The 22,054-nt window shown below is 66.3% G+C and carries 20 protein-coding genes and 2 tRNA genes; 12 read left to right on the top strand and 10 right to left on the bottom strand.

The window, feature by feature from the left end:
* Positions 1–317: 317 nt before the first annotated feature.
* Positions 318–390 (bottom strand) — tRNA-Asn (locus QSK18_RS24850).
* A gap of 272 nt (positions 391–662) precedes the next feature.
* Between QSK18_RS24850 and QSK18_RS24845 the strand changes: the two genes are divergently transcribed.
* Both QSK18_RS24845 and QSK18_RS24840 read left to right on the top strand, forming a co-directional pair.
* The gene (locus QSK18_RS24845) at positions 663–1,379 is read left to right on the top strand and encodes a hypothetical protein (protein WP_285623896.1); all 717 of its coding nucleotides are present in this window, start codon (positions 663–665) and stop codon (positions 1,377–1,379) included.
* A 228-nt stretch (positions 1,380–1,607) separates the two neighbouring features.
* Positions 1,608–2,798, top strand: a complete 1,191-nt coding sequence (locus QSK18_RS24840; protein ID WP_232813798.1) for a hypothetical protein — start codon at positions 1,608–1,610, stop codon at positions 2,796–2,798.
* A gap of 12 nt (positions 2,799–2,810) precedes the next feature.
* Here QSK18_RS24840 and QSK18_RS24835 read toward each other — a convergent pair whose 3' ends face one another.
* Positions 2,811–5,456 (bottom strand): AMP-binding protein, encoded by a 2,646-nt coding sequence (locus QSK18_RS24835; RefSeq protein ID WP_232813799.1) that lies wholly within the window; start codon positions 5,454–5,456, stop codon positions 2,811–2,813.
* Between the two features lie 260 nt (positions 5,457–5,716).
* Here QSK18_RS24835 and QSK18_RS24830 point away from each other — a divergent pair, with 260 nt between their 5' ends.
* On the top strand, positions 5,717–6,583 hold the full coding sequence (locus QSK18_RS24830; RefSeq protein ID WP_285623889.1) for a sugar phosphate isomerase/epimerase family protein: 867 nt from the start codon (positions 5,717–5,719) through the stop codon (positions 6,581–6,583).
* Between the two features lie 50 nt (positions 6,584–6,633).
* Here the strand turns inward: QSK18_RS24830 and QSK18_RS24825 are convergent, their stop codons facing one another.
* Complete coding sequence (locus QSK18_RS24825) at positions 6,634–7,842, bottom strand: glutathionylspermidine synthase family protein (RefSeq protein WP_232813801.1); 1,209 nt, start codon at positions 7,840–7,842, stop codon at positions 6,634–6,636.
* Positions 7,839–8,255, bottom strand: coding sequence for a hypothetical protein (locus QSK18_RS24820; RefSeq protein WP_285623887.1), 417 nt, complete (start codon positions 8,253–8,255; stop codon positions 7,839–7,841). Before QSK18_RS24820 ends, QSK18_RS24825 begins: the two co-directional genes overlap by 4 nt.
* 309 nt (positions 8,256–8,564) lie before the next feature.
* Between QSK18_RS24820 and QSK18_RS24815 the strand changes: the two genes are divergently transcribed.
* The 9 genes from QSK18_RS24815 (at position 8,565) to QSK18_RS24775 (ending at position 17,080) form a co-directional block, all read left to right on the top strand.
* Entirely contained in the window at positions 8,565–9,749 is a 1,185-nt protein-coding gene (locus tag QSK18_RS24815) for a CE1758 family FMN-dependent luciferase-like monooxygenase (protein WP_285623885.1), read from the top strand.
* Positions 9,750–9,778: 29 nt separating this feature from the next.
* Positions 9,779–10,468 (top strand): CE1759 family FMN reductase, encoded by a 690-nt coding sequence (locus QSK18_RS24810; protein ID WP_285623883.1) that lies wholly within the window; start codon positions 9,779–9,781, stop codon positions 10,466–10,468.
* A complete protein-coding gene (locus QSK18_RS24805) occupies positions 10,465–11,205 on the top strand; it encodes a response regulator transcription factor (protein WP_285623881.1) in 741 nt (246 codons plus the stop codon). Before QSK18_RS24810 ends, QSK18_RS24805 begins: the two co-directional genes overlap by 4 nt.
* Positions 11,206–11,231: 26 nt before the next feature.
* Complete coding sequence (locus QSK18_RS24800; RefSeq protein ID WP_285623879.1) at positions 11,232–11,810, top strand: NADPH-dependent FMN reductase; 579 nt, start codon at positions 11,232–11,234, stop codon at positions 11,808–11,810.
* Positions 11,811–11,897: 87 nt separating this feature from the next.
* Positions 11,898–13,331 (top strand): alpha/beta hydrolase, encoded by a 1,434-nt coding sequence (locus QSK18_RS24795; protein WP_285623877.1) that lies wholly within the window; start codon positions 11,898–11,900, stop codon positions 13,329–13,331.
* Positions 13,332–13,510: 179 nt separating this feature from the next.
* Positions 13,511–13,584: transfer RNA gene (locus tag QSK18_RS24790), tRNA-Ile, on the top strand.
* A gap of 491 nt (positions 13,585–14,075) precedes the next feature.
* Positions 14,076–15,134, top strand: a complete 1,059-nt coding sequence (locus QSK18_RS24785) for a hypothetical protein (RefSeq protein ID WP_285623875.1) — start codon at positions 14,076–14,078, stop codon at positions 15,132–15,134.
* A 320-nt stretch (positions 15,135–15,454) separates the two neighbouring features.
* Positions 15,455–15,892: a hypothetical protein gene (locus QSK18_RS24780; protein ID WP_285623873.1), complete on the top strand. Its 438-nt coding sequence runs from the start codon at positions 15,455–15,457 to the stop codon at positions 15,890–15,892.
* Positions 15,893–15,895: 3 nt separating this feature from the next.
* Positions 15,896–17,080 (top strand): ImmA/IrrE family metallo-endopeptidase, encoded by a 1,185-nt coding sequence (locus QSK18_RS24775; protein ID WP_285623871.1) that lies wholly within the window; start codon positions 15,896–15,898, stop codon positions 17,078–17,080.
* 292 nt (positions 17,081–17,372) lie between these two features.
* On the opposite strand, the gene QSK18_RS24770 is transcribed toward QSK18_RS24775, so the two are convergent.
* From QSK18_RS24770 to QSK18_RS24745, 6 genes are all read right to left on the bottom strand, one after another.
* Entirely contained in the window at positions 17,373–17,627 is a 255-nt protein-coding gene (locus tag QSK18_RS24770) for a hypothetical protein (protein WP_285623869.1), read from the bottom strand.
* The gene (locus tag QSK18_RS24765; protein WP_285624329.1) at positions 17,628–17,951 is read right to left on the bottom strand and encodes a DUF6247 family protein; all 324 of its coding nucleotides are present in this window, start codon (positions 17,949–17,951) and stop codon (positions 17,628–17,630) included.
* A 635-nt stretch (positions 17,952–18,586) separates the two neighbouring features.
* The gene (locus QSK18_RS24760) at positions 18,587–19,996 is read right to left on the bottom strand and encodes a tyrosine-type recombinase/integrase (protein ID WP_285623867.1); all 1,410 of its coding nucleotides are present in this window, start codon (positions 19,994–19,996) and stop codon (positions 18,587–18,589) included.
* Positions 19,997–20,116: 120 nt separating this feature from the next.
* Positions 20,117–20,326, bottom strand: a complete 210-nt coding sequence (locus QSK18_RS24755) for a helix-turn-helix transcriptional regulator (protein ID WP_285623865.1) — start codon at positions 20,324–20,326, stop codon at positions 20,117–20,119.
* A 19-nt stretch (positions 20,327–20,345) separates the two neighbouring features.
* Positions 20,346–20,669 (bottom strand): hypothetical protein, encoded by a 324-nt coding sequence (locus tag QSK18_RS24750; RefSeq protein WP_285623863.1) that lies wholly within the window; start codon positions 20,667–20,669, stop codon positions 20,346–20,348.
* 24 nt (positions 20,670–20,693) lie between these two features.
* A complete protein-coding gene (locus QSK18_RS24745; protein ID WP_285623861.1) occupies positions 20,694–22,004 on the bottom strand; it encodes a hypothetical protein in 1,311 nt (436 codons plus the stop codon).
* Positions 22,005–22,054: the final 50 nt, after the last annotated feature.

Here is a 22,054-nt window from a genome sequence, read left to right as displayed (position 1 = left end):
GCTACTGCCGCGAAAGTCGGCTGCCCATGGCAGACCGATGCAAGGCTCAAGGAGCAGATGGTGATCCACTGGGCGATGTCGAAGGGGATTGTTCCCGTTGTCGGCCAGAGGAGCGTGGATCAGCTTGCCTCGAACCTCGCGGCTGCCGGTCTGAAGATCACGACGCAGCAGCTCTAGTGGCTGGACGAGGTGAGTGCACCGCAGCTCGAATATCCCCACCCTCGTGCGAGCGGCGCTTATGTGGGGGAAAACGGTCGGAAAGATGACTTCGACCCGCACTCCCTGGGAGGCTAAAAGCCTCTGACCAGGAGTGGAAGCTCCCCCGACTGGACTTGAACCAGTAACCCTGCGATTAACAGTCGCATGCTCTGCCAATTGAGCTACGGGGGATCGTGCTCTCCGGAGTTCCCTCCGGCACGGAAAACTCTACCGCAGCCGGGGCAGTGCTCGTGACCATCCCCGGCCCGGTGTGGCGCAGGAGTGACTGGGAGCTGGGTCACAGGGGTGGCACAGGTGGCGCACAGCTTCACAGGGAACTGCCAGGTGCGGCCAAGGCCGGCCACAGGGGGCGGCATCAGCGTCGAGGGTGGAGGGCGGCGCCCGACCCGGTTCAGGTCCGGGGGTACTTGGCGGGGGCGGCCCCGAACGAGGGGAACCGAAGCATGCGCACACGACGACTGACGGTGGTGGTGGCCTCCGGGGCCATCGCTCTGGGAGCTGCGGGGTTCGCGGCCTATCCGGCCTTCGCCGACGAGACGCCGGGCGGTTCGCCCTCGGCGAGCGCCGAGCCCGGCGAGCCCGCCGAGCGCCAGGAGCGGGGGGAGTCGCGGATTCAGGAGGCGCTGAAGGGCCTGGTCGAGGACGGCACACTCACTCAGGAGCAGGCCGACAAGGTGGCCGAGAAGCTGTCGGACGCCGACTTCGCCGGGCCGGGGATGCACCTTCGGATGGGGGGCCCGTTCGGGGTCGCCCTGGACGAGGTGGCCGAGGCGCTCGGGCTCTCCCGGGACGAGGTGGAGAGCGGTCTGGCCGACGGCAAGTCGCTGAAGGAGCTGGCCGAGGAGAAGGGCAAGAGCGTCGACGAGGTGGTGGACGCGCTGGTCGCGGCGGCCACCGAGAAGGTCGACGAGGCGGTCGAGGCCGGCCGGATCTCCGAGGAGAACGCCGCCGAGGTGAAGGAGAACCTCGAGGAGCGCATCCGTGAGGTGGTCGAGGAGGGCCTGCCCAAGCTGCCTGCTCCGGGTGAGCTGCGTAAGGGCCTGGACGGCGAGGGGCCGCGCTTCGACCACTGGGGCCCGGGAGAGCGGGGCGAGGACTCGGAACAGAGTGAGGACGGCAGCCCCGGCACCAGCGAGTCGTCCTTCCTGAGCGTGGCCTGAGTCAGAGTCGATCGGAACGCCGATGGCCCGCCACCTGATCGTGGCGGGCCGTCGGGCGTCTGAACTGCTGTTTCGAACTTGAGGACGGGTGGTGTCGGCCCGGTCTCTTCACTTGCCTTGAAATCTGGGAACCACCCGATCGGACTCGCCGTTGTCACCCAACAGGCCGAATCGTTATCGGGATGTGACAATGTTCCGGGTAGGCGTGAAGTGAACGAGGAGTCGGCAATGGCGGGTTCGGTGTCGCAGGCTTCGGGAGAGATGTCGCCCGAGGAGTCGGCAGCTCTGTGGGGTCCACCGGGGCAGGAGCCGGTGATCATCTCCACCGCTCGTAGCAAGCCCCGGCAGACTGCCCCGCCTGAGCCGGACGAGAGTCCGGCGGCCCCCGAAGCGTCCTCCTGGGCGCCGGGAAGTGATGCTCGGGCTCCCGAACTGGTGCCCTCCCCAACGGTACGCACGCTGGGTACGCCACCATCGTCGTCCCCCATTCTTGCTGTCCAGAAGACCGGTGGCGCCGCCCCTGCCGCGGAAGCGATCGATGGGCAGGGCGGGGTCTGGGAGTACGACCTCGGTGAGCGCCCGGCGACCGATACCAGCAGGGCGCCAATTGAAGACGCTTCCGACTGGGCCACCGATCTCGACCAGCCTGACGGGTGGGTGGACGAGGGCGGCAAGGCAGCCCCGCCCGATCCCCGTAGGCGCAAGGTGTTCGTGCTCGCAGCGGCTGTGCTAGCCGCCGTGGTCGCCGGGCTGTCCATCCCCGGGATCCTGGCCGGTGAAGAAGAGCCCACCGGGGACACGGTCGTGCTGGGCCGGCATCTCACTGCCCCGGTGGCGCTGAACCTGCCCGAGGGCGCGGTGGCCACGGCCGACGAAAGCTATGTGGGGGTGCAGTTCGCCTCGGGGGGCTGGGTTCTGGTGACCGTTCCCGAAGAGGTGGTGACCCCCAACGGTCTGCGGGCCCCGATGCCCCCGGATCCGGCGGGCTGGTTGCGCAGTCACCCCGACGTGTTCATCAGTGGCGTGCGCACGGTCGAGGTGGACGGGCGTACCGCCACCCAGATCGACTACCGGCGCTCGTCGATGGCCGAACCGCAGAGCCGCTACGCCCGGCTGCCGTTGTTCTGTGGCTGGAACGGCGACGACCCGGACAACACCAGCATCTACCGCACGAGCGTGCGTTCCTCCACGCGGGAGTGCACCCAGATCACCAACAACGCCCGGGTGCGGGCCACCTTCATCCCTGTGGAGGGCCGGATGCTGCTGGTCGAGGCGGTGTGGAAGCCCTACGGCGTCTGGGGCTGGCGGATGCCCAACGCGCTGAAGACCTCCTACGACGACCTGCTGGCCGGGCTTTCGCCGCGGGCCGCGGAGCCGGGTGAGGAGTCGACCATCACCGGCGCCGCGGGCTACCGCTGAACCGTTCGGATCTCAGAACTGGTCCGGCCACGCCTTGCTGCGACGGAACAGCCGGGGGCGGGAGCGTTCCCGGCGCTGGGGCGGGTCGCTGGGCTCGCGCCGCTGCGCCGGTTCCAGCTGCTCCCAGATCAGCTGCGACGTCTTCAGGGCGTACGGGTCGCGCAGGATCGACATGTGGTCACCGGGAACGTGGGTGAGCCGCCAGGTGCCGGTCAGGAAGGACGCCCAGGAGCGGCGCTCGGCCTTCTCCTCGCTGTCGGCGGCCACGATGACCAGGGTCTCCCCGTCGTAGGGGCGCGCCCGGTAACGCATGTGCAGATAGTTGCTCTGCCGCCAGAAACGCCAGTACTGGTCGTCTCCGGGGGTACCGCGCAGGCCCGTGGTGGCCACGCCCAGCGCCGTCTTCAGCTTCTGCACCGGAGTGCCCTCGAGCGGCGCGTGCGACTTGCCGTCGGGCGGGAACGAGTCCATCACCACCAGCAGTTCGACCTGCTGCCCAGCCTCGCGCAACTGCTGGGCCACCTCGTAGGCCAGCACCCCGCCGAACGAGTGCCCGCCGATGAAATAGGGCCCCACCGGCTGGATCGTGCGCAGCGTCTTGATGTGGCGGCGGGCCGAAGCCTCAACGCTCCAGTCGGGGATTCCGCGCGCCTCCAGCCCATGGGCCTGCAGCGCGTAGACCGGCTGGTCTTCGGGCAGGTGCCGGACCAGCGGCACCAGCGTGACGCCCAGGCCACCGCCCCCGGTGAGCAGGAACAGCGGCGGGCGGGAACCGGTGCCGCGCAACGGGACCAGCGTCTGGTTGGCGACGTCGACCTTGCGGGTGACCCGCTCGGCGAACTCGCCCAGGGTGGGCGCCTGCACCAGCACGGTGGTCTGCGCCTCGGCCGTGGGCACACCGAGCTCGGAGGCCATCCGGCTCATCAGGCTCTCGGCGGCCAGCGAGTCGCCGCCGAGCTCGAAGAAGTCGTCTTCCAGGCCCACCTCGGGCAGCGCGAGGACGCTGCACCACAGGGCCCGCACCACCTCTTCCCACTCGCTGAGGTGCTCGGCGCCCCGGCCGGCGGTGACCTCGGGCGGCTCGGGAAGGGCGTTGCGGTCGAGCTTTCCGCGGTCGGTGCGGGGGAGGGCCTCGAGGAAGACAATGCTCTCGGGAACCATGTACGAAGGCAGGACACCGGCCAGGTGCTGGCGGATCGCGGCGGCGCTGGGCCGGTCGGCGGTGGAGACGACGTACGAGACCAGCCGCTTGCCGCCGCTGTCGCCGCCCTTCTCGGCCCCCACGGTCAGCGACTCGCGCACGTCTTCCATCGACGAGAGCGCGGCGTCGACCTCACCCGGTTCCACCAGGTAGCCGCGGATCTTCACGCTGTGGTCGCGACGGCCGAGCAGCCGCAGTGCTCCGTCGGGACCGACCGTGCCCACGTCGCTGCTGCGGTAGGTGCGACCGCCGGTGGCGGGGTCGGGGGTGAAGGCCTTGTCGGTGGCCGCCTGGTCGCCCAGATAGCCGGTGGCCAGGTTGCGACCGGTCAGCGTGACCGTGCCGGAACCGCCGACCGGGACCGGAACGCCTTCTGCGTCGACGATTCTCAGCTCGATGTCGGGAATGGGCCGGCCGACCGGGAGGAGGCCCTCGAGCGGCGGGTGCTCGCTGTCGACCTGGTACTCGGTGAGCAGGCTGGTCTCGGACGAGCCGTAGCGGTTGCGCAGCGTGCAGCCGGCCGGGAAGAGGGCCCGGGCGGCCTCGATGTCCGGGCCGTAGGCGGCCTCACCGGCGATCGTGACCGAGCGCAGCCGGGCCAGCAGCCGCGGATCCGGTGAAATGCCCACCAGGTTGCGCAGAATCGCGGGGCTGGCCTGGACGATCGTGATCTGGTTCTGCTCGATCCAGGCGGGCAGTCCGTTGATACCCCGCGAGCGGATGTCGTAGAGAGCCATCGTGGTGCCCACCAGAATGCCGGCACAGGTGGCCATCAGGCCGGCGTGGAAGGCCATCGGCAGGGTGTGCGCCACCACGTCGTCGACGTCGTAGCAGTCGGTGGCCCGGGCGTTGGCCCAGGCGTCGCGCACCAGCATGCGGTGATCGTTGACGACGACCTTGGGACGGCCGGTGGAGCCCGAGGTGAAGGCGTAGGCCGCTGCGTCGGTGGGCCTGGGGGCGGTGCCCCAGAGCGCGTCCAGATCGGCCGGGCTGCCGCTCTCCTCGGCCGAGGCGTCGACCAGCACCTGCTCCACCAGTTCGGCGGCGGTGGCCGCGTTCGCCTGGTCGGTGAGACACAGGCGCACGTCGACCCGTTCGACGAACGAGCGCAGCCGGGCCGGGGGAGTGCGCGGGTCGAGCACCAGGATCGGCCGGCCGGAGGCGATGATGCCCCACACCGCGGCCACGGCGGCGGCGCCGTGCGAGTACAGCAGCGCGACCGGGCGCTCGTCCTGCGAGCCGGCCGGGCCGTGGGTGGCGGCGAACACCTGGCGCCGCACGGCAGCGACGCGGAGGGCGAACTCGGCGTAGGTCAGGCTCAGGTCGCCGTCGTGGACGGCCACTGCATCGGGCTGGGCAATGACTACGTGACGTAGCCGGGCAATGGTGCCTGCTTCGACATCCGCATAAGTCAACGGATCGGCGCGGCGCCCGGTGTGAACCGTCTGCGCGGTCATGATCCCCTCCCTGTTCCCCACGCGCGGGCGTCAATGGTGATCCATTACGCAGCGTGAGACTTCTGTCCGTCGGCACTCCAATATGCCAAGGAATCCGGGTTACGCGCCCGTTGTGGTGTTAACAATGCCGACCCGGGGCGGGGCGATATGTACCGGTTCGCGGTGGAAAGGAGGGAATTTCATCATTACAATAGACGCATACGGCTGAGAGAAATCGGAGAAGCACCACAGCTGAAGAATTCGTTTCGTAGGGTGAACGCATGATCGACGCCCCGGGCCCCTGGTCCACCCGCCGTACTCCCGTTCGCACCAGTCCGGTGGACCTGCACCTCTCGGCCATGACTCTGCGTTACGCCTCGTTCTCCGACCGCGTGCTGGCCGCGGCCGCCGCAGGCTTCACCGGGATCGGCCTGGGGGCCGTCGACTACCTGGACGCCCGGCGCTCGGAGTTCTCCGAGGAGCAGCTGGCCGACTACGTGGCCCGCCACGGCCTGCGGGTGGTGGAGCTGGAGTTCCTGACCGACTGGTGGCGTGAGGCCGATGTGCGCGGCGTGCGGCTCGAGGAGGACCTGCTCTTCTATCTGGCCGATCTGCTCGGCGTGCCCCAGATCAACGTGGGCCTTTTCGCCGACGTGCCCACCGACGTCCAAAAACAGCAGTTCCGCCGCCTGTGCACCCGGGCCGCCGACCACGGTGTGCGGATCGCACTGGAATTCATGCCCTACAGCTCCCTGCGCACCCTGAACGATGCCCGAGAACTGGTGTCCCAGGCCGGAACCGGCAACGCTGGGCTCATGCTCGACGCGTGGCACTGGCACCGCTCCGGCGGCACCACCGACGAGCTGCGCACGCTCTCGGCCTCCGAGGTGTTCGCCGTCCAGCTGTGCGATGCGGGGGCAACGCCTTACGAAGACCTCCGGCAGGAGGGCCGGCACGGCCGCCTGCTGCCCGGCGCGGGCGTGGTCGACCTGACCGGCTTCCTCGGAGCCCTGAACGAGGTCGGCGTGCAGCTCCCCCTCGCCGTCGAGGTGCTCTCCGACGAACTGGACGCCCGCAACCCGGTCGAGGTGGCGATGCTCGCCGCGCGCTCGGTGGAAGCACTGCTGCGCGAGCCCGCCGCCGCCTGAGGTGAGCGGCCGCACCGTGGCCGCTCACCGACGTCCTCAAGCAGTTCTGATCAGTTCTGTTCGGCCTCGTCGATCCAGCCCTGCACCTCTTGCGGGGTGGATCGGGGAGCGTCGATGAAATGGGGGACGAAGCGGGCCTGGGTGTCGGTGATGAGCCGGCCTGCGTCGGTCTCCCGGATCCCGAGACCGGCTGCGTGCCCGCCGACCACCCAGGTACCCAGCACCGGGAGGCAGTCGCCGATCCGCGGAATCTCCTGGTACGTCTGGTAGATCGCCTCCTGGCCGGCGGTGTGCCGGTCGGCCACGCTGGCCGCGGTGCGACCGTCGCGCACCACCTTCACTCCGGCGCCCTCCCAGCCGTGCACGGGTTTCACCACGTAGTCCGGCCCCAGCCGGTCGGGCGACCAGTAGGCCGGCAACAGGTTCGGGTGATCGGGGTACAGCTCCCACATCGTGGCCAGGACGGCCTTGGAACCGGTGAGCACCTTGTGCACCGGCTCCAGCCAGACCACACCGGACTCGACCGCGCGGCGGCCGAAGTCCTCGGCCAGCATCCACTCCCACGGGTACATCGCGAAACAGGTCCGGATCGGGTCGTTCTCGAGCCCGACGAAGCGGCCGTCGCCGGTGACACCGATCTGGTCGATCGGCAGGGTGATCGGCCGGCCACCGGCCTCGCGCACCGTGTCGGCCAGGTAGGCGATGGTGTTCCAGTCCTCCAGCGGCTCGGCCACCCCGGCCACCAGGTGGACGAACTCGTTGTCGCCCAGGTGTTTCTGCCAGGTGCGCACCAGCCGCTCGTGCAGCATGTTCCACTGGTCGCGGTCGGGCTGGACGGTCTCCAGCCACGACCACTGGGTGACCGCGGTCTCCACCAGCGCGGCCGGGGTGTCGGCGTTGTACTCGAGCATCTTCGGTGACCCGCTGCCGTCCCACAGCAGGTCGAAACGCCCGTACAGCGTCCAGTTCTCCTCGACCGACCGGCGCAGGTGCGGCCACGCGTACTCGGGAATCCGCAGCCGCCGCAGGGTGGCGGTGTCGTGACACATCACCCGGGTGGCGTGCATGGCCATCGCGTGCAGCTCGTCGGTGACCCGCTCGAGCTCGTCGACCTGCGCCTCGGTGAACCGGTAGGCGGCACCCTCGAACCAGTAGGGGAGCTCGTCCGGCCCGTCGTTGCGCTCGCGGGCGTAGGCCAGCCCCTCCTCCTCGACCAGCTGGTACGCGTTCGGCCGCGGAGTCTGCGGCAACCTGATCAACCGCCCACGCTCCCACTGCTGCGGCTGGTCTTGCCGAACCCGCCGCGCTCGATCGCCGTCTTGGCGCTGGCCTTGCTGACCGTGCCGCCCTTGGCCTCGGCGCCGCCGTAGGCCCCGGCGTGCCCGGAAGGCAGGGTGGTCACGCCGCCCGGATAGCTGGCGATCTTCCCGCCGATCGGCGGGTACCGCCGGCCCGAGCCGTAGAGCAGCCAGGTGTTCACGCCACCGCCGCCGACCCGCGCACCGCCGTTGTCGTCACAGTCGTCGTCGTCCACCCGGGTCTGGGTGGTCTGGTTCACGCAGACCGCCTGGTGATCCGGTTCCGGATCGCTGCCGCAGCCGGTGAGTACTGCCGCTGCGAACAGGGCCGTTCCGCTGGCCACCACCATCGTGCTGCGCCGTCGAGCGTTCACCCGTACCGATCGTTCCCATCTGTCGTCCGCCGGTTCCAGACCAACAGACGCCGACGCCCCCGCCTCCCGTTGCACGAAGGAGCGCTCTGAGTCAGTGGTGTGGATCAGATCACTTCGGGACGTTGTGCGCACGTCGAAACTCTGACGGGTGCCGGGCGGACCGCACGTCGGTTCGTCTCCACGCTGCTCACCGGGTGCAGTGCGGGCTACCGATTGCCTGACCGATTCGCGGCGCCGCAGGCGCCCATAGCGTCTCGGGCGACCGGTCCCAAGCCTGGTCATCAACCTCCGGAGAGGACCACCACACCCGTGCAGTTCGGCATCTTCACCGTCGGCGACATCGCTCCCGACCCGGTCACCGGCCGGACCCAGAGCGAGGCCGAACGCATTCGCAACATCGTCCGCCTCGCCCAGCACGCGGACGAACTGGGCCTGGACGTCTTCGCCCTCGGCGAGCACCACAACCCGCCCTTCGTGCCCTCCTCGCCGCCGGCGATCCTGGGGCACATCGCGGCGGTGACCAACCAGATCCTGCTGAGCACCGCGGTCACACTGATCACCACCAACGACCCGGTCAAGGTCGCCGAGGACTACGCCACCGTGCAGCATCTGGCCGAAGGACGCCTGGACCTGATGATCGGGCGGGGCAACACCGTGCCGGTCTACCCCTGGTTCGGCAAGGACATCCGCCAGGGCGTCGAGCTCACGTTGGAGAACTACAACCTGCTGCACCGGCTCTGGCGTGAGGACGTGGTGGACTGGGAGGGGAAGTTCCGCACGGCCCTGCAGGGATTCACCGCCACCCCGAGGCCTCTGGACGACGTGCCGCCCTTCGTCTGGCACGGCGCCATCCGTACGCCGGAGATCGCGGAACAGGCGGCCTACTACGGCAACGGCTACTTCGCCAACCACATCCTGGCGCCCGACTTCCACTTCAAACCCCTGGTGGACTTCTACCGCAAGCGGTTCGAGCATCACGGGCACGGGCGCGCGGACCAGGCGATCATCGGGCTCGGGGGACAGGCGTTCATCGCCCGGCGGTCGCAGGACGCCTACGACGCGTTCCGGCCCTACTTCGAGAACTACCCGGTCTTCCGGGGCAGCCGGCTCGAGGACTACGCGCACCGCACGCCGCTGAGCGTGGGCAGCCCGCAGGAGGTCATCGACAAGACCCTGACCTTCCAGACCGGGTTCGGCGACTACCAGCGCCAGCTCTGGGTTCTCGACAGCGCGGCCCTGCCGATCGAGTCCGCGCTCACGCAGATCGAGCTCCTGGCCACCGAGGTCGTCCCGGTGCTGCGCCGCGAGATGGCCGCCCGGCGGGCACCGGGCATCCCGGACGCACCCACCCACGAGACGCTCGTGCGGGCCAAGTACGGCGAGGCCGAGCCACGTCAGCCCCGGCCCAATGCGCACCGGGGCGACAACCTGACCGGAGACTCCCCGTACCAGGACAGCGACCCCTCGGTGTCGGTCCGGTACCCGTCCGCATGAACACTTTCGGGACGAGTGAGATGACAACGATGGACGATCGAGTGCGTCGGTTGGTCGTGGTGAGCGCGGGTGTGAGTGATCCCTCCAGCACAAGGATGCTCGCCGATCGCACGGCGGGAAAAGCCCTGCAGGCGCTGCAACGCAGCGGAGAGGTGACCGCCCAGGTCGTCGAACTGGCCCCGATCGCTCTGGGGATCGCACGCGCCCTTGTGTCGGGCCACCTGGACGACTCGGTGCAGGAGGCGGTGGACAAGATCGCCGCTGCCGACGGTCTGATCGTGAGTACCCCGGTCTACAAGGCCGGGGTGAGCGGGTTGTTCAAGGCCTTCGTCGACATCCTCGACGACGACCTGATCATCGCCACCCCAGTGATTCTCGCGGCCACGGCCGGCAGCGAACGGCACGCCATGGTGGTCGACGAGCAGATGCGTCCGCTGTTCGCCTTTCTGCGGGCGCTGCCGGTACCGACGTCGTTGTTCGCCGCCCCCAGCGACTGGGCCTCACCGGCCTTCGGACGACGCATCGAGCGCGCCGCCGCCGAACTGGCCCACCTGGTGGAGGCCGGGATCGGCGCCGGCATCGCCGATTCGGGCTGGGACGGCTACCAGCACCGCTTCGCCGGCAACGCCACCCGCTCGCAACAGTCGGTGGACGACGTCGACTTCAGTAACGACTTGATGCGTCTGGCCAACGGCGGCCGGTCCCATCCGACCCCATGACGGCCCTGGCCCTCAGCCGTCATCGCCCTCCTCTGCGGCGCCGGTTGGTGCTCCTCGTCGAGAACGACTCCGAGCAGGCCGAACTCATCGCGAGGGCGCTGCAGCTCGCCGGGTTCGAGGTGATGGTCGTGGGGAGTTCGGCGGCCGCCCGGGTGGCGGCCCGGCAGGGACCCTCGGTCATCGTGCTGAAGACCGCTCTGCCGGACGGATCAGGGTTGGATCTGGCCGTTGAACTGCGGGCTTCCGGCGGCGCAGTCGGCCTGCTGTTCGTCACCGACGGCGACAGTCTGGAGGATCGTCTGAACGGGTTCGCGGTCGGTGCGGACGACGTGGTTCCCCGGCCGCTCAAGGTTGCGGAACTGGTGGCCCGGGTCGGCGCTCTGCACCGCAGGATGAGTTCTCACCAGGTCGCCATCCCGGAGCCGGACGACGACGGAGCGAGCCGGTTGACCGTCAAGGACTTCGTCCTGGACCTCTCGCGCCACGAACTCACTCGTGATGGCCACGGATTCGGCCTGACCACCACCGAGTTCAAGGTGCTGCGACAGCTGATGTCGTCGGTGGACAAGGTGGTCACCAAAGACGATCTTGTGCTGGGGGTTTGGGGAGACGAGATCCCGCGCAGCATGAACTCCGCAGAGAAGTTCGTCTCCCAAGTACGGCGCAAGCTGAGCGCCGCCGGTGATCCGCTCATCGAGACGGTGCGCGGTATCGGATACATCGTGCGCTCGGTCTGAATGTTGTTCAATCGAAGGAGAGATCCATGACCCGCATCGGCATCATCCTGGGCAGCACCCGCCCGAACCGCAACGGCGAGCAGGTCGCCCGCTGGGTGCTCGACCAGGCCCAGCAGCACGACGACGCCGAGTTCGAGCTGATCGACCTGCGGGACTACCCGCTGCCGCACCTCGACGAGGCGGTGACCCCGAGCCGGGGGGAGTACCAGAACGAGCACACCAAGCAGTGGGCCGCCAAGATCGCCCAGTTCGACGGCTACATCTTCGTCACGCCGGAGTACAACCACAGCACGTCCGGTGTGCTCAAGAACGCCATCGACTACCTGTACGCCGAGTGGAACAACAAGGCAGCCGGTTTCGTCTCCTACGGGGGCGTCGGTGGCGCCCGGGCCGCCGAGCACCTGCGCCTGATCGCCGGAGAGCTGCAGATCGCCGATGTGCGCCAGCAGGTCACGTTCTCCCTGATGACGGACTTCGAGAACTACCAGACCCTGCAGCCCAAGCCCTTCCACGAGATGACGATGAAGGTCTTGCTCGATCAGCTCATCGCCTGGAGCGGTGCCCTGGCGCCGCTGCGCCCGAAGGCCACGCTCACCCGAGCCTGAGCCGTTCCTGGTCCGAAGGGGGACTGAACCATGCCGGGAAGATACGTAGGACTGGCGATCTCGATCGGGTTGCTGACGAGCCTGGCCATGACACCTGTCGCGACTGCGGCGGACACGGCCGGCAAGTCGGCGGCCGCGAAGGTCAAGTGGACGGCCTGCCCGGAAGGCACTGACATCCCGGCTACGGAGCTGCCGTCGGTGCAGTGCGCCCGGGTGAAGGTGCCGTTGAACTACGACAAGCCCAAGGGCAAGAAGATCAGCCTGACGATCTCCCGGATCGCCAGCGGCAAGCCGGAGAAGCGACGGGGCATCCTGCTGTTCAACCCGGGTGGGCCGGGCGGTCCGGGCCTGGGCCAGCCGGCCCTGATGGTCAGCCGCGGGCTGCCGGCCAGCGTGATGGAGGCCTACGACCTGATCGGGATGGACACCCGGGGCGTGGGCAAGTCCTCGCCGGTGGGCTGCGGCTTCACCATCGACGACCCGTACAACAGCAACATCCCGCCCTACGCGGTGAACGAGGCGGCCGTCACGGCCCGCGCGAAGGTGGTCGAGGCAGCCGCCGACAAGTGCGCGAAGAGCAAGGACGCGGCGGCGCTGGAACAACTCACCACCGCGAACATGGCCCGTGACCTGGACCAGATCCGGATCGCGCTGGGGGAGAAGAAGGCCAGCTTCTACGGAGCCTCGTACGGCTCGGCCCTGGGCGCGGCCTACACGTCGATGTTCCCGCAGAGCACCGACCGGGTGGTCCTGGACAGCAACGTCGGGGACACCCACCTGAACCAGGCCGGCCTGCGACGCTTCGGCGAGGGCTTCGAGGAGACCTTCGGTGACTACGCCGCCTGGCTCGCGGCCCGGCACGAGGCGTACGGGCTGGGGCGCACGCCGTCGGAGGTGCGCAAGAACTTCGTGGCCACGGCCGAGAAACTCGACAAGACCCCGGCCCCCGGAATCACCGGGGCCCTGTTCCGCCAGGCCGTCTTCGCTGCCACCTACAGCCCGATCTCCTACGGTCGGGCCGCCCAGCTCTGGCAGTGGGCGATCGATCCGCCCGGCGATGTGGCATCGACGAAGGCTGCGCCGCTGAACCCCCAGAACACCGCCTTGAGCGTCTTCCTGGCCGTGACCTGCAACGACGTCGAGTGGCCGAAGGACCTGAAGACCTATCAGCGCGCCGTGGCCGAGGACCGCGAGCGCTACCCCCTGTTCGGCCCGGCCGCCGCCAACATCGTGCCCTGCGCGTACTGGAAGCTGGGCCCCACGAAGGCGCCGGTACAGATCAACGACCAGGGCCCGGCCAATGTTCTGATCCTGCAGAACCGCCACGACCCGGTCACGCCGCTGTCCGGAGGGGAACTGCTGCGTGACCGGTTCGAAAAGCGTTCCCGGCTGGTCACCGTCGAGGGCAGCGGGCACGGCGTGTACGTGCTCGGGGGCAACGCCTGCGCCCTCAACGTGACCACGAGCTACCTGCTGACCGGGAAGCTCCCGGAGAAGGACCTCACCTGCCCGAGCACCTGAACCACCCTCGGTGTGGGGCGGCCGCGTCCAGGCCGTCCCACATCTGCGTTGGGCGGGGCGTCTGACCTGCGGTTATCGCGAACCGAGAGGTACCGGCCACATGGCACTCCCGCTGCCGGTAATCTTGCTCTCTGGTACCCACGGGTGCTGCCTGCTCACAGCGGCGTGATGCAGGGTGCGGGACAGTAGCTCAATAGGTTAGAGCAGCGGACTCATAATCCGTAGGTCGCGGGTTCGAACCCCGCCTGTCCCACCTTGGTTTTCGCGTCAAGCCGCTTCTGAACTGGGCGGATAGCGTTAGCGGTCATTTGCGGGATGTCCGGATGACTACGGCTGTGGGTGGCTGTTGGCGGCTGTCTGTCCCCAATACGTCCCCAGATTTGGCGATCGGTTCCTGAGCAGTTCTTGGTCCAAGCTGAGTGCATCTGCGAGCAGTCCAGCCTCGCTAACGCCTCATGCGATCCGCGGTCTGGTCGGAGAGCATGCAGGCGTGGAGCTCCGTCGACGCTTCGGCGTCAACATCCGCAAACCGCGGCTTGCTGCAGCGCTTTGTAAGGCCGCAACCTGGGGACTAACCAGACCGTTACCCTGCGCTGGGACGTTGCCCGTGCGACTACGTGACCAGGTCGAGGCCACCGTCCGAGCCGGGGACGCCCACGAGGCAGCCCGAGGCGGACGCCAGGTCATCGACTACGACTGCGCCCACCCGAACACCCCGTAGCCCCGGCCAGCAGCCGCCTGGACGTGTTCGAGCAACTCACCGCCTACCAGCAGCATGCCCAGGCCGATGGAGACGCCGCGGTCGAGCGCACCGTGCGCGCCCACCTGGCCTACCTCGGCAGCGTCCGGGGCAAGCGCCCCGAGCTGGACGATTACATGCGAGCCACCCAGGGATGCGGCACCGCCGGCTGGTCGGAGGAGTACATCCTCGAGCTTGCCGAACGCGCTCGGCAGGCCCTGGCCGGCCACGGCATTGGCTGGAACGCCCGCACCGGCGAAGAGCTGCACCAGCTGTACGGGCCGATCACCCTCGACGAGGCCGGCGAGCGCGTCGGCGAGGAAGCCGCCAAGGTCGAGCCCATCGTGCGGGAGCTGACCGGCACCACCGCCCCGTTCACGGTCAAGATCGAGGTCGTCGACGTGGACGACTACTGGTCGTTCTGGGTCGACGGCGCTGGCACCGCCGCACGGCTGCGATTCAACAAGCGCACCGCCAGCTTCACCGAGACTCGCCTACGATCCTTCGCCCAGCACGAGCTCCTGGGCCACGCGCTGCAGTGCTCCAGCTTCAGCCAGACCGGCACCACCGAAGACGTGCCCTGGGTCCGCACCCTGACCACCTACTTGCCGTACCAGTCCCTCCTGGAAGGTCTGGCCACGGTGTGGCCGATGTTCACCACGCCGGATGATGAGCGGCTGATGACCTATCAGCGGGTCACGCACTACACCCACCTCGTGCGGGCCGAGCTGCACCGCGCCATCAACGCCGGCCACAGCGTCAGCGAATGCGCCGACCACGCCCGCGCCCGGGTCCCGTGGATGTCCGCCCACGAGATCGGGAACCTGCTCTCCGATCGAGGCACCGAGCCCATGCTCCGGTCCTACCTATGGTCCTACCCGGCCGGCACCGACTGGTTCATGAACCTTGCCGAACAAGCCGACGCCGCCACGATCGACACGGTCCTCCGCACGGCCTACCACCACCCGCTCACCCCGGCAGACCTTGCCGAACTATGGCCGACCGGTCCAGCCATCGGCGGCGACGGAGCTCCGATCACTCTCCGACGACCCACGACTTTCTGAACCAGACACCTGACAGCGGCGAGGGCAGGAGGCACCAGCCGCATGCTTCCTGCCCTCAGCTCATGCTCCCGGACCAGTTGCCGAACAACCGGGACACGCTCTGATCGCAGCGGGAGCGACCGGCGGCAACGACAGGTCAGCTCAGCGCAGGTCAGGCTGGGATGCCCCGCCGGGCATGCGGCACCTGCGGCACCGACCCGACGGGGCACCCAGCAGCTCGACGCCAGCGACTCTCGCGCACTGCCGAATTACTCTCTTCTGGATCGAGAGATTCGCAGGAACGACGTGCCATACAGGCTTGCAAAGGGCATCATGGGGCGATGACGACAGAGAAGACGCCTAAGTTTCAGTCGTTGCATCTCACCTTTGTGCAGCGACGCGACGGTTCTATGGTTATCGGCGTTTCCCCGGACCATGAAGATGAACTGCTCGAGGTCCTAGAAGATTCTGGTTTCGAAACGTCTCAAATAGCAGGACTCACACAAGACATTCTGACACTATCTAGTATTGCAATAGCGGCTTCCAGTGTCGCAATCAATGCCAATACACTTAAGGAAATTATCGTTGCTTTTCTAAATCGAAACAATGGAAGCTTCGTAACAATAGATCTTGAGGGTGTGCGGATCGAAGGGTACTCGGCGAAGGCCGCACAAGATATTCTGGAAAGCAAAGAGCTGCAAGAGTTGGTGGACCGAGTCAATCGAGATGCGTCGATTCGCGAGAATTTGCCATCCGACGGCATCGATGAAAGTGAGTGACGCATGGAGTTTCCCAAATGGGATTCCGAAGCTGGCCGGTTGGAATTGTATGTTCGCCGCCGACAGGTCGAACGCAGCTGGAGCCTAGAGCGTTTCTTGGAGTGGTACGGAATAGGGGAACCCTTTAATTATTGGATATCGATGGCCATCGATATGGTTCCGCCGGAATTTCAGGGATTAGCTAAAGAAATCGTTATAGTTGCCTCGCGCGCGGGGGATTTGAATGCGAGGGCCTACCGACTTTCGCGGAATGTCCGAGTCATTGAGCTTGATCTGCGATTGATAGCCACGTATGCAGCCTTTGGATTTGCAATTCAAGGATTTATGGATGACTTTTCAAGCTGGCGGACGGAACAAAGAAAAAGTTTCACCAAGAGATACTTTCAACATGATCAGTTGCTGGACGTTCTTGCTCAAGAAGCGCGCGACTTCAGATTGGCGACTAAAGCAAGTGCGCCTCTCCTGAAAGCTAGCAAACTGCTGGATGAACACTTCAATAATCCATCGCGAGAGCATCTTTCCAGCATCCGTCCTCTTGCTGAAGAAGCCGGACCTTACTGGATAGCCGCCATACAATTCGTCATTGCTCATGAGGTAGCTCATCACTTGCTTGATCACACAGCTCGGCCGGGGGACCCTCTTGTCATTCGAGGTCGTGAATTTCTGTACGATTGGTTAGATGGTTTTAAGTTCGGTTACGAGCTCCCTGAGGTTGCAAACTCTCGGCAGCGACGTGAACTTGAGGCAGACTCACTGGCCGTGCGTTTCCTGATGCCTAAACACTCTCCGACCGTACTTAAGGAATGGCCTCCTTTGATGGACCATCAGGCTGCTGCAGGAGCTTTTGTGGCGTTGCCCGCGCTATCGTTGCGAGAATCAATCTCTGACAGTTCACGCCCAGAGTCCATCTCGCCAGTGAATAATGGTATCTATGCATTGGCCAGTCACCCTACTTTCGATATGCGGTGTAGGAACGTAGTCTCGCTGCTGGCTGCCGCCGGCGAGGAGACTAGGACTGAGGAGGTGGAGGGAGTTGGCCTAGTGCTTAGATCCTATGATGCGGCGGCCTTCGCGGCCAGATTGTGGGCGTTTCGCGAATATATAATAGGCGCATCTTACGACGCTAAGGGAAAGTCAACTGAAGCAAGTCGGTTTAGGATTGAATTCATGGAGCCAGGAAAAAAATAGTGATTGCAAGACTGTTAACGGCTAGGGCACCGGGTGCGGACATTATTACTTAACTTCAGGCCGCGTAGTCTTGCGGATGCACGCAGCGCCCACGTAATCCGTACCCATGATGCATATAGAGTTCATGCGTTTAGATTGCTCAGGCCCCAAGATCAGTTTCGCTTCGAAAACCGTGCGTCGGGACAGTGAGCTCTAAATCTGTCGTCGGCGTGTCGTCGACCTGGACAGAACTACAAGGAGGTTCAGGTCGAGGACGCGCCAAGTACGGTCTTGAAGATCATTGACAATCGGGCTATCCAGCCCAGATAACGATCAGCAAGATCACCCGGCGCTGATCCTCGAGAATCAAGTAGCTCAGCAAGCCGTTGCCATCCGGCCCGAACGCGATGGCCCGGGAGCTTCCGTCGAGATGCTCACGACTGTAAGGGTCACCGCTCCAAGGCGTGACCTCGAGCATCACGAAAACTTCGGCGCACGCAACGACAGCTTCCTTGGGCAGCGCGTCGAGCTGTTCCTGAACCTCGGGCAGGATCTCGAGCCGATACACCTACAGGCCCAGGCCCCGCTTCACCTGTTCCCAAGGCACGGTGGGCACCTCTTCACCTTCCTTCAGCCGCTCAACCGTGCGCAGCATCCGGCGGTGCCCATCGGGATCACGATCCGTCATACGGGCCACACGCTCCCAGCGCGTCAGCATGTCCAGCACGGGCGTCAGGTCCAGCGTCTCCGTTGCCTCAGCCATGACGCGGCGGTACTCACGGTCGAAGTCGCCGACCTCTTCGGGGATGAGCCGGTCGCGGATCGATCGAGGCGCCAGACGTCCGCTCAGGGGCAGGACGGGGTCCGATCCCGATGAAGCAGTCACAGACATGTCCACCACGGTAGTTCAGAGCCGGGACAGAGCGAAGCCGATCACCGATGTCTCCCGGCCCACCTTCTGATACCGCACCCTGACTCACAAGCAACCCCGCAGTCCCAGGATGGTCCAGGTCTGCAGGCGCGCGGAGACCCGAGTGGGCGGGGCGGGGTTGCTTGCGAGCCTCGCAGGGTGCGGTCTCTATCTCCCACGGCGGAGCCAGCAAGAACAGCTGACCCCACCGCAGGTCCACCCCGGGAGGTAAAGGCCATGACCCGACGTCGCGCTCCCCTTCTGGATTCTCGTCCTGCTGCTGCGCGATGCGCGTGGGCGGTTCGCCAGCCTCGGCCGAGCCGTAGCACCCAGCAAAGCGCCAGCCGAAGGTCCGCAAGCCCACGCTCCCGGTCTTCATCCAGCTTGAGCTGAACCTGGCGTAGACGGAGCCACCCGCGCTTTACCTGCAGGAATCAACGCCAGAAGCCGCAAGCCAACGGCAGACGTCAGGAGGTCCAAACCATCCCTGACCAGGTCAGCGGCAACTAACCGACACCACAACGTGTCACCAGCAACCCCGGATTCCGATCAAAAGGTTAGGAGTTCTGTACACAGCCGTCGCAACGCACCGTGTGAGGGGGAACCGCAGGCTTGGGTCACGGCTCTCCGTGTTCCAGCGCGGCATCGATCCGGGCGAGTGCAATGGCCTCCTGGCCGTCCAAGCACTCGGCGTAGATCTTCAGTAGCACATCGACACTGTGCCCCGCCCACACAGCTACCTGCGTTGGAGCCACGCCGCCGTTCAGCCAGGTGGAAACGGCTGCATGACGCAGGTCGTATGGGCGCTTGGCCAACGCTGTGGCCGCTTGATCTGGAGTGAGCGCGTAGGCGCGTGCTCTGGCCCAAACGCGAAGGTACGTCACCGTGGCAACTTGATCGCCATTGACTCCCCGAAAGAGACGACCGCTGTCATTGGCTCCCCACACGGAGAGGTGCCGATGCAGTAGGGCTGTCAGCTCCGGTGGGCAGGGTACCCGGCGTGCGTCACCCCGGGCGCGGTGCTTCAGCTCGCGGAGCTCGCGCTGGCGGCCGGATTCGGACCAGGCAGTTCCCGTGTCGGGTGCTGCTTGGTCGATCGTGATCCAGCCCCAGCCTTCGAACGGCAGTTCGAGGTTGCTGAGCCGGAGATTGACGACCTCCTCGGGCCGGAGAGCCGAGTAGTACATGACTGCGAAGAACGCCTCGAGACGCGGACCGCTTCGCTGAATCGTCCGGAGCGCTCGGATGAGGTTCCTTGCTTGGGTCGGGTTGGGGACGGTGCGCCGGTCCACTCCCGTCGACACCCTTGGGGCGGACGACTTCAGCCCTCTGACCGGGTTTGAGGTGACGTAGCCCTTCTCGAGGGCGTATGCCAATGCATTGTGGACGACGACTCGCTTGCGTTGGGCAGTGCGGCCGGCGGCTCGCTGCCCGGTCAGGAGAGTGGCGCAGCCGTCGAGGACGTCTCGGAGAACGGCGCGGTCTTCAATGTCGGCGAGGGGGCGGCTGTGCTGGCTCACCCAACGGAGGAGTGTCGTGACTTCCTCGGGCTGCGCAGCCGAATCACGTCGGAGCTTGTTAAAGCCCCAGTTCTGCAAGGCAGAACGAAGGGCGCGAGCTTCCGACGGATCATTTGGATACGTCGTAAGCATGGGAGGTGTTGCAGAGACTAGAGCTTCGGCGACACCCTTCCGGTACTTCCCCGAGATCGATGCCCACTTCATGTCTACGTACTCGCAGCAGAAGTCGTACCAGGTCGTTGGACTCACAACTTCGGGTGCCAGTGACACGGGTAAGCCGGTAGCGACGTCAAACGCTTCTCCCACGCGAGAGGCGCTGACCAGTTGGGACCGAAAGCTTTCAGCCTGGGCGGCTCGACGGAACGGCTTGCTCCAGCGCTTGGCGCCGACCTTCCAACGGACACGGTAGGTCGTTACGTTCTGGCCCTCGTATTTATCGGTCGAGAACACCCGGACCTCGAAGGTCGTGCTCCGCCGACCCGAAGGTGCTACCAATCCGCTGTTCACCAGGCTCCCTACTTATCCGCCGGTCCGTGGTTACAGGGTCATCGAGGCGACGTGACAGCGGAACCGCGAATCGGAGACGCCGAGATTCGTCCCGTCCGGCGCTGCTTCGTCCTTCTTACGTTAGTTTTGGTCCTCGCGCGCAGACAGCCAGCGATCGAGTTCACTGCGGCGGACGCGAAGTTCGCCGTTGGGCAGCTTGATGCATCGTGGTGCCCGTCCCTTGGCACGCCAGTCGTAAAAGGTGGAGCGGGAAATGTTCAGTTCAACGCAGACTTCGCGCAGAGTGAGCTTCTTTTTGGCCTCGGAAGAAGACCTTTCGATCCGGGACATGGCGTTGGGTCTGTACTAGTCACGGTCGATGGCAGGCGAGTGCGTCGTGCAGCCCGCGCCGGATGAGCCCGATGCGGATACGTTCCCCCGGGGTCTTTGCCGCTTCGGCGGCGGACGCAAGAGCTGCGAGCGCTTCTGTCAGCCCGGCCCGGAACGTGCGGCGGCTCTCCGGATCCGGATTGGGTGTCTGGAACGGGTACAGCTCCGTGAGCTCCCCAAGCGCCTCGCTGAGGGCGGCGAAGTCGTACGTGTTCATGGTGTCGTCGAGCAGAGCACCTTCCAGCGCGGCGCGTGCTGCGCGAAGGTGCTCGGGCGCCGGCTGAACGGCGTTGAAGTCGGTCATCGCAGTGTTCCTTTCGCTTTTTGGTCAGGTCCTGGTGGTGCGGTTGACGTAGCGCGCGAGCCCGGGCAGGCCCGGGCGCGGAGGTGGTCCGCGGCGGTTCAGTGCGGCGCGGACGATGTCCCGGGGTGTTGGGGCGGGTGCGGGTTGCCACCGCGGTTGGACATCGCGGAGAACGGCGGACAGGGGTTCGCTGCGGCTGGCCAGGGTTTGGATGCGTTCGAGGAAGACGGGGGCGGGTCCGGCCATGTCGGCTCGCACCCAGGCCTTGGCGCCTTTGAGTTCACCCATGACGAGCCAGTGGCCGCTGCGTAGTTGCTGGTCTGCGGCGTCGCGCATCCGGGCCAGCGCGGACGGGATCTCCTTGGCTGCGGCCAGGGCGTCGAGCAGGGGGAGTTGTTCCTTGCGGTGGTGCATGCCGAGCAGCAGTTGCTGGATGTGGCGGGCTTGCTCGAGGCTGGCTGGGGTGGTGGGGCCGGCGGTGGCGACGAACTTGCTGAGCCGCTGCAGGTACTTCAGGTCCTTGACCACGCTCTGCAGGCGTCCGGCTGTCTGCTCGATGCCCGCTGCATGGAGCGTTTTGGCAGCGGCCTCGGCGCTCATGGCGGTGGCCATGGCTGCGGCGAGGAAGGCGCGTGGTGTGGTGGGGCCGCCGGAGGCGAGTCGATGCCCCATCCGGGACAGGGCCTCGGGTAAGTCCGCAGGTTTCGGGTTCGCCAGGACGCGCAGACTTTCTCTGCTGTCGTCCTGGATGTAGGGCAGTTCCCCGCCGGCCGTCACGTAGCGCACTTCGCGTGCGGCGATGGCGATCCCGGATCGTGCTCCCAGACGCAGTCGTCCCGCGTCGTTGGAGCGTTTGAGGGTGGTCAGGTGGTTGGCCAGGTCGATGTCGAGCAGGGTGAGGGCTTCGCTGATCTCGGCGACGTCGGCCAGATGGCTCCAGATCTCATCGCCCACGGGTTTGAGGGAGCGTGGGGTCTGGGACCAGGCTGATTGTGCGCGCATGGAGGAGATGAGAACGGTCTGCCACGCCTGGCCTTTGGGCGTGACGGGCGCGGTCTCCATCAAGGTGGTGACCTTCTCGGTCCGGATCTGCGGGTGGCTCTTCAGGTGCCGTTCCAGCAAGGCGACGGGGTGACGGTCGAGGCTGGGAATGCCGTAATGGCGGGCCTCGACGTTGGTGTGCATGATCGCGGAGGTCGTCTGGCTCAACAGCTGGATCAGCGCTCCGTGGCCGGCCAGGGCCAGCTCGGTCTCTGAGGCATCCAGGACGGTCGGGTCGTTCAGCAGCGTGTCGACTGCGCCAGCGACGACGGTCACCTCACGCACGTACGACATGGGCACCTCCAGAAGACGAGCAACGGTTCGAGCCTGTCCGAGCGTCGGTT

The organism is Kineosporia sp. NBRC 101677, from assembly GCF_030269265.1.
In the GTDB taxonomy this organism is placed as follows: Bacteria; Actinomycetota; Actinomycetes; order Actinomycetales; family Kineosporiaceae; genus Kineosporia; species Kineosporia rhizophila.
The sequence above is the reverse complement of the archived record's forward strand: the minus strand, read 5'-3'. Positions and strand labels throughout refer to the sequence as shown.

Coding starts and splice junctions, on each gene's coding strand:
- QSK18_RS24845 (WP_285623896.1), top strand. CDS start 663: ATGCGCACACGACGACTGACGGTGGTGGTGGCCTCCGGGGCCATCGCT.
- QSK18_RS24840 (WP_232813798.1), top strand. CDS start 1,608: ATGGCGGGTTCGGTGTCGCAGGCTTCGGGAGAGATGTCGCCCGAGGAG.
- QSK18_RS24835 (WP_232813799.1), bottom strand. CDS start 5,456: ATGACCGCGCAGACGGTTCACACCGGGCGCCGCGCCGATCCGTTGACT.
- QSK18_RS24830 (WP_285623889.1), top strand. CDS start 5,717: ATGATCGACGCCCCGGGCCCCTGGTCCACCCGCCGTACTCCCGTTCGC.
- QSK18_RS24810 (WP_285623883.1), top strand. CDS start 9,779: ATGGACGATCGAGTGCGTCGGTTGGTCGTGGTGAGCGCGGGTGTGAGT.
- QSK18_RS24805 (WP_285623881.1), top strand. CDS start 10,465: ATGACGGCCCTGGCCCTCAGCCGTCATCGCCCTCCTCTGCGGCGCCGG.
- QSK18_RS24800 (WP_285623879.1), top strand. CDS start 11,232: ATGACCCGCATCGGCATCATCCTGGGCAGCACCCGCCCGAACCGCAAC.
- QSK18_RS24795 (WP_285623877.1), top strand. CDS start 11,898: ATGACACCTGTCGCGACTGCGGCGGACACGGCCGGCAAGTCGGCGGCC.
- QSK18_RS24780 (WP_285623873.1), top strand. CDS start 15,455: ATGACGACAGAGAAGACGCCTAAGTTTCAGTCGTTGCATCTCACCTTT.
- QSK18_RS24775 (WP_285623871.1), top strand. CDS start 15,896: ATGGAGTTTCCCAAATGGGATTCCGAAGCTGGCCGGTTGGAATTGTAT.
- QSK18_RS24765 (WP_285624329.1), bottom strand. CDS start 17,951: ATGTCTGTGACTGCTTCATCGGGATCGGACCCCGTCCTGCCCCTGAGC.
- QSK18_RS24755 (WP_285623865.1), bottom strand. CDS start 20,326: ATGTCCCGGATCGAAAGGTCTTCTTCCGAGGCCAAAAAGAAGCTCACT.
- QSK18_RS24750 (WP_285623863.1), bottom strand. CDS start 20,669: ATGACCGACTTCAACGCCGTTCAGCCGGCGCCCGAGCACCTTCGCGCA.
- QSK18_RS24745 (WP_285623861.1), bottom strand. CDS start 22,004: ATGTCGTACGTGCGTGAGGTGACCGTCGTCGCTGGCGCAGTCGACACG.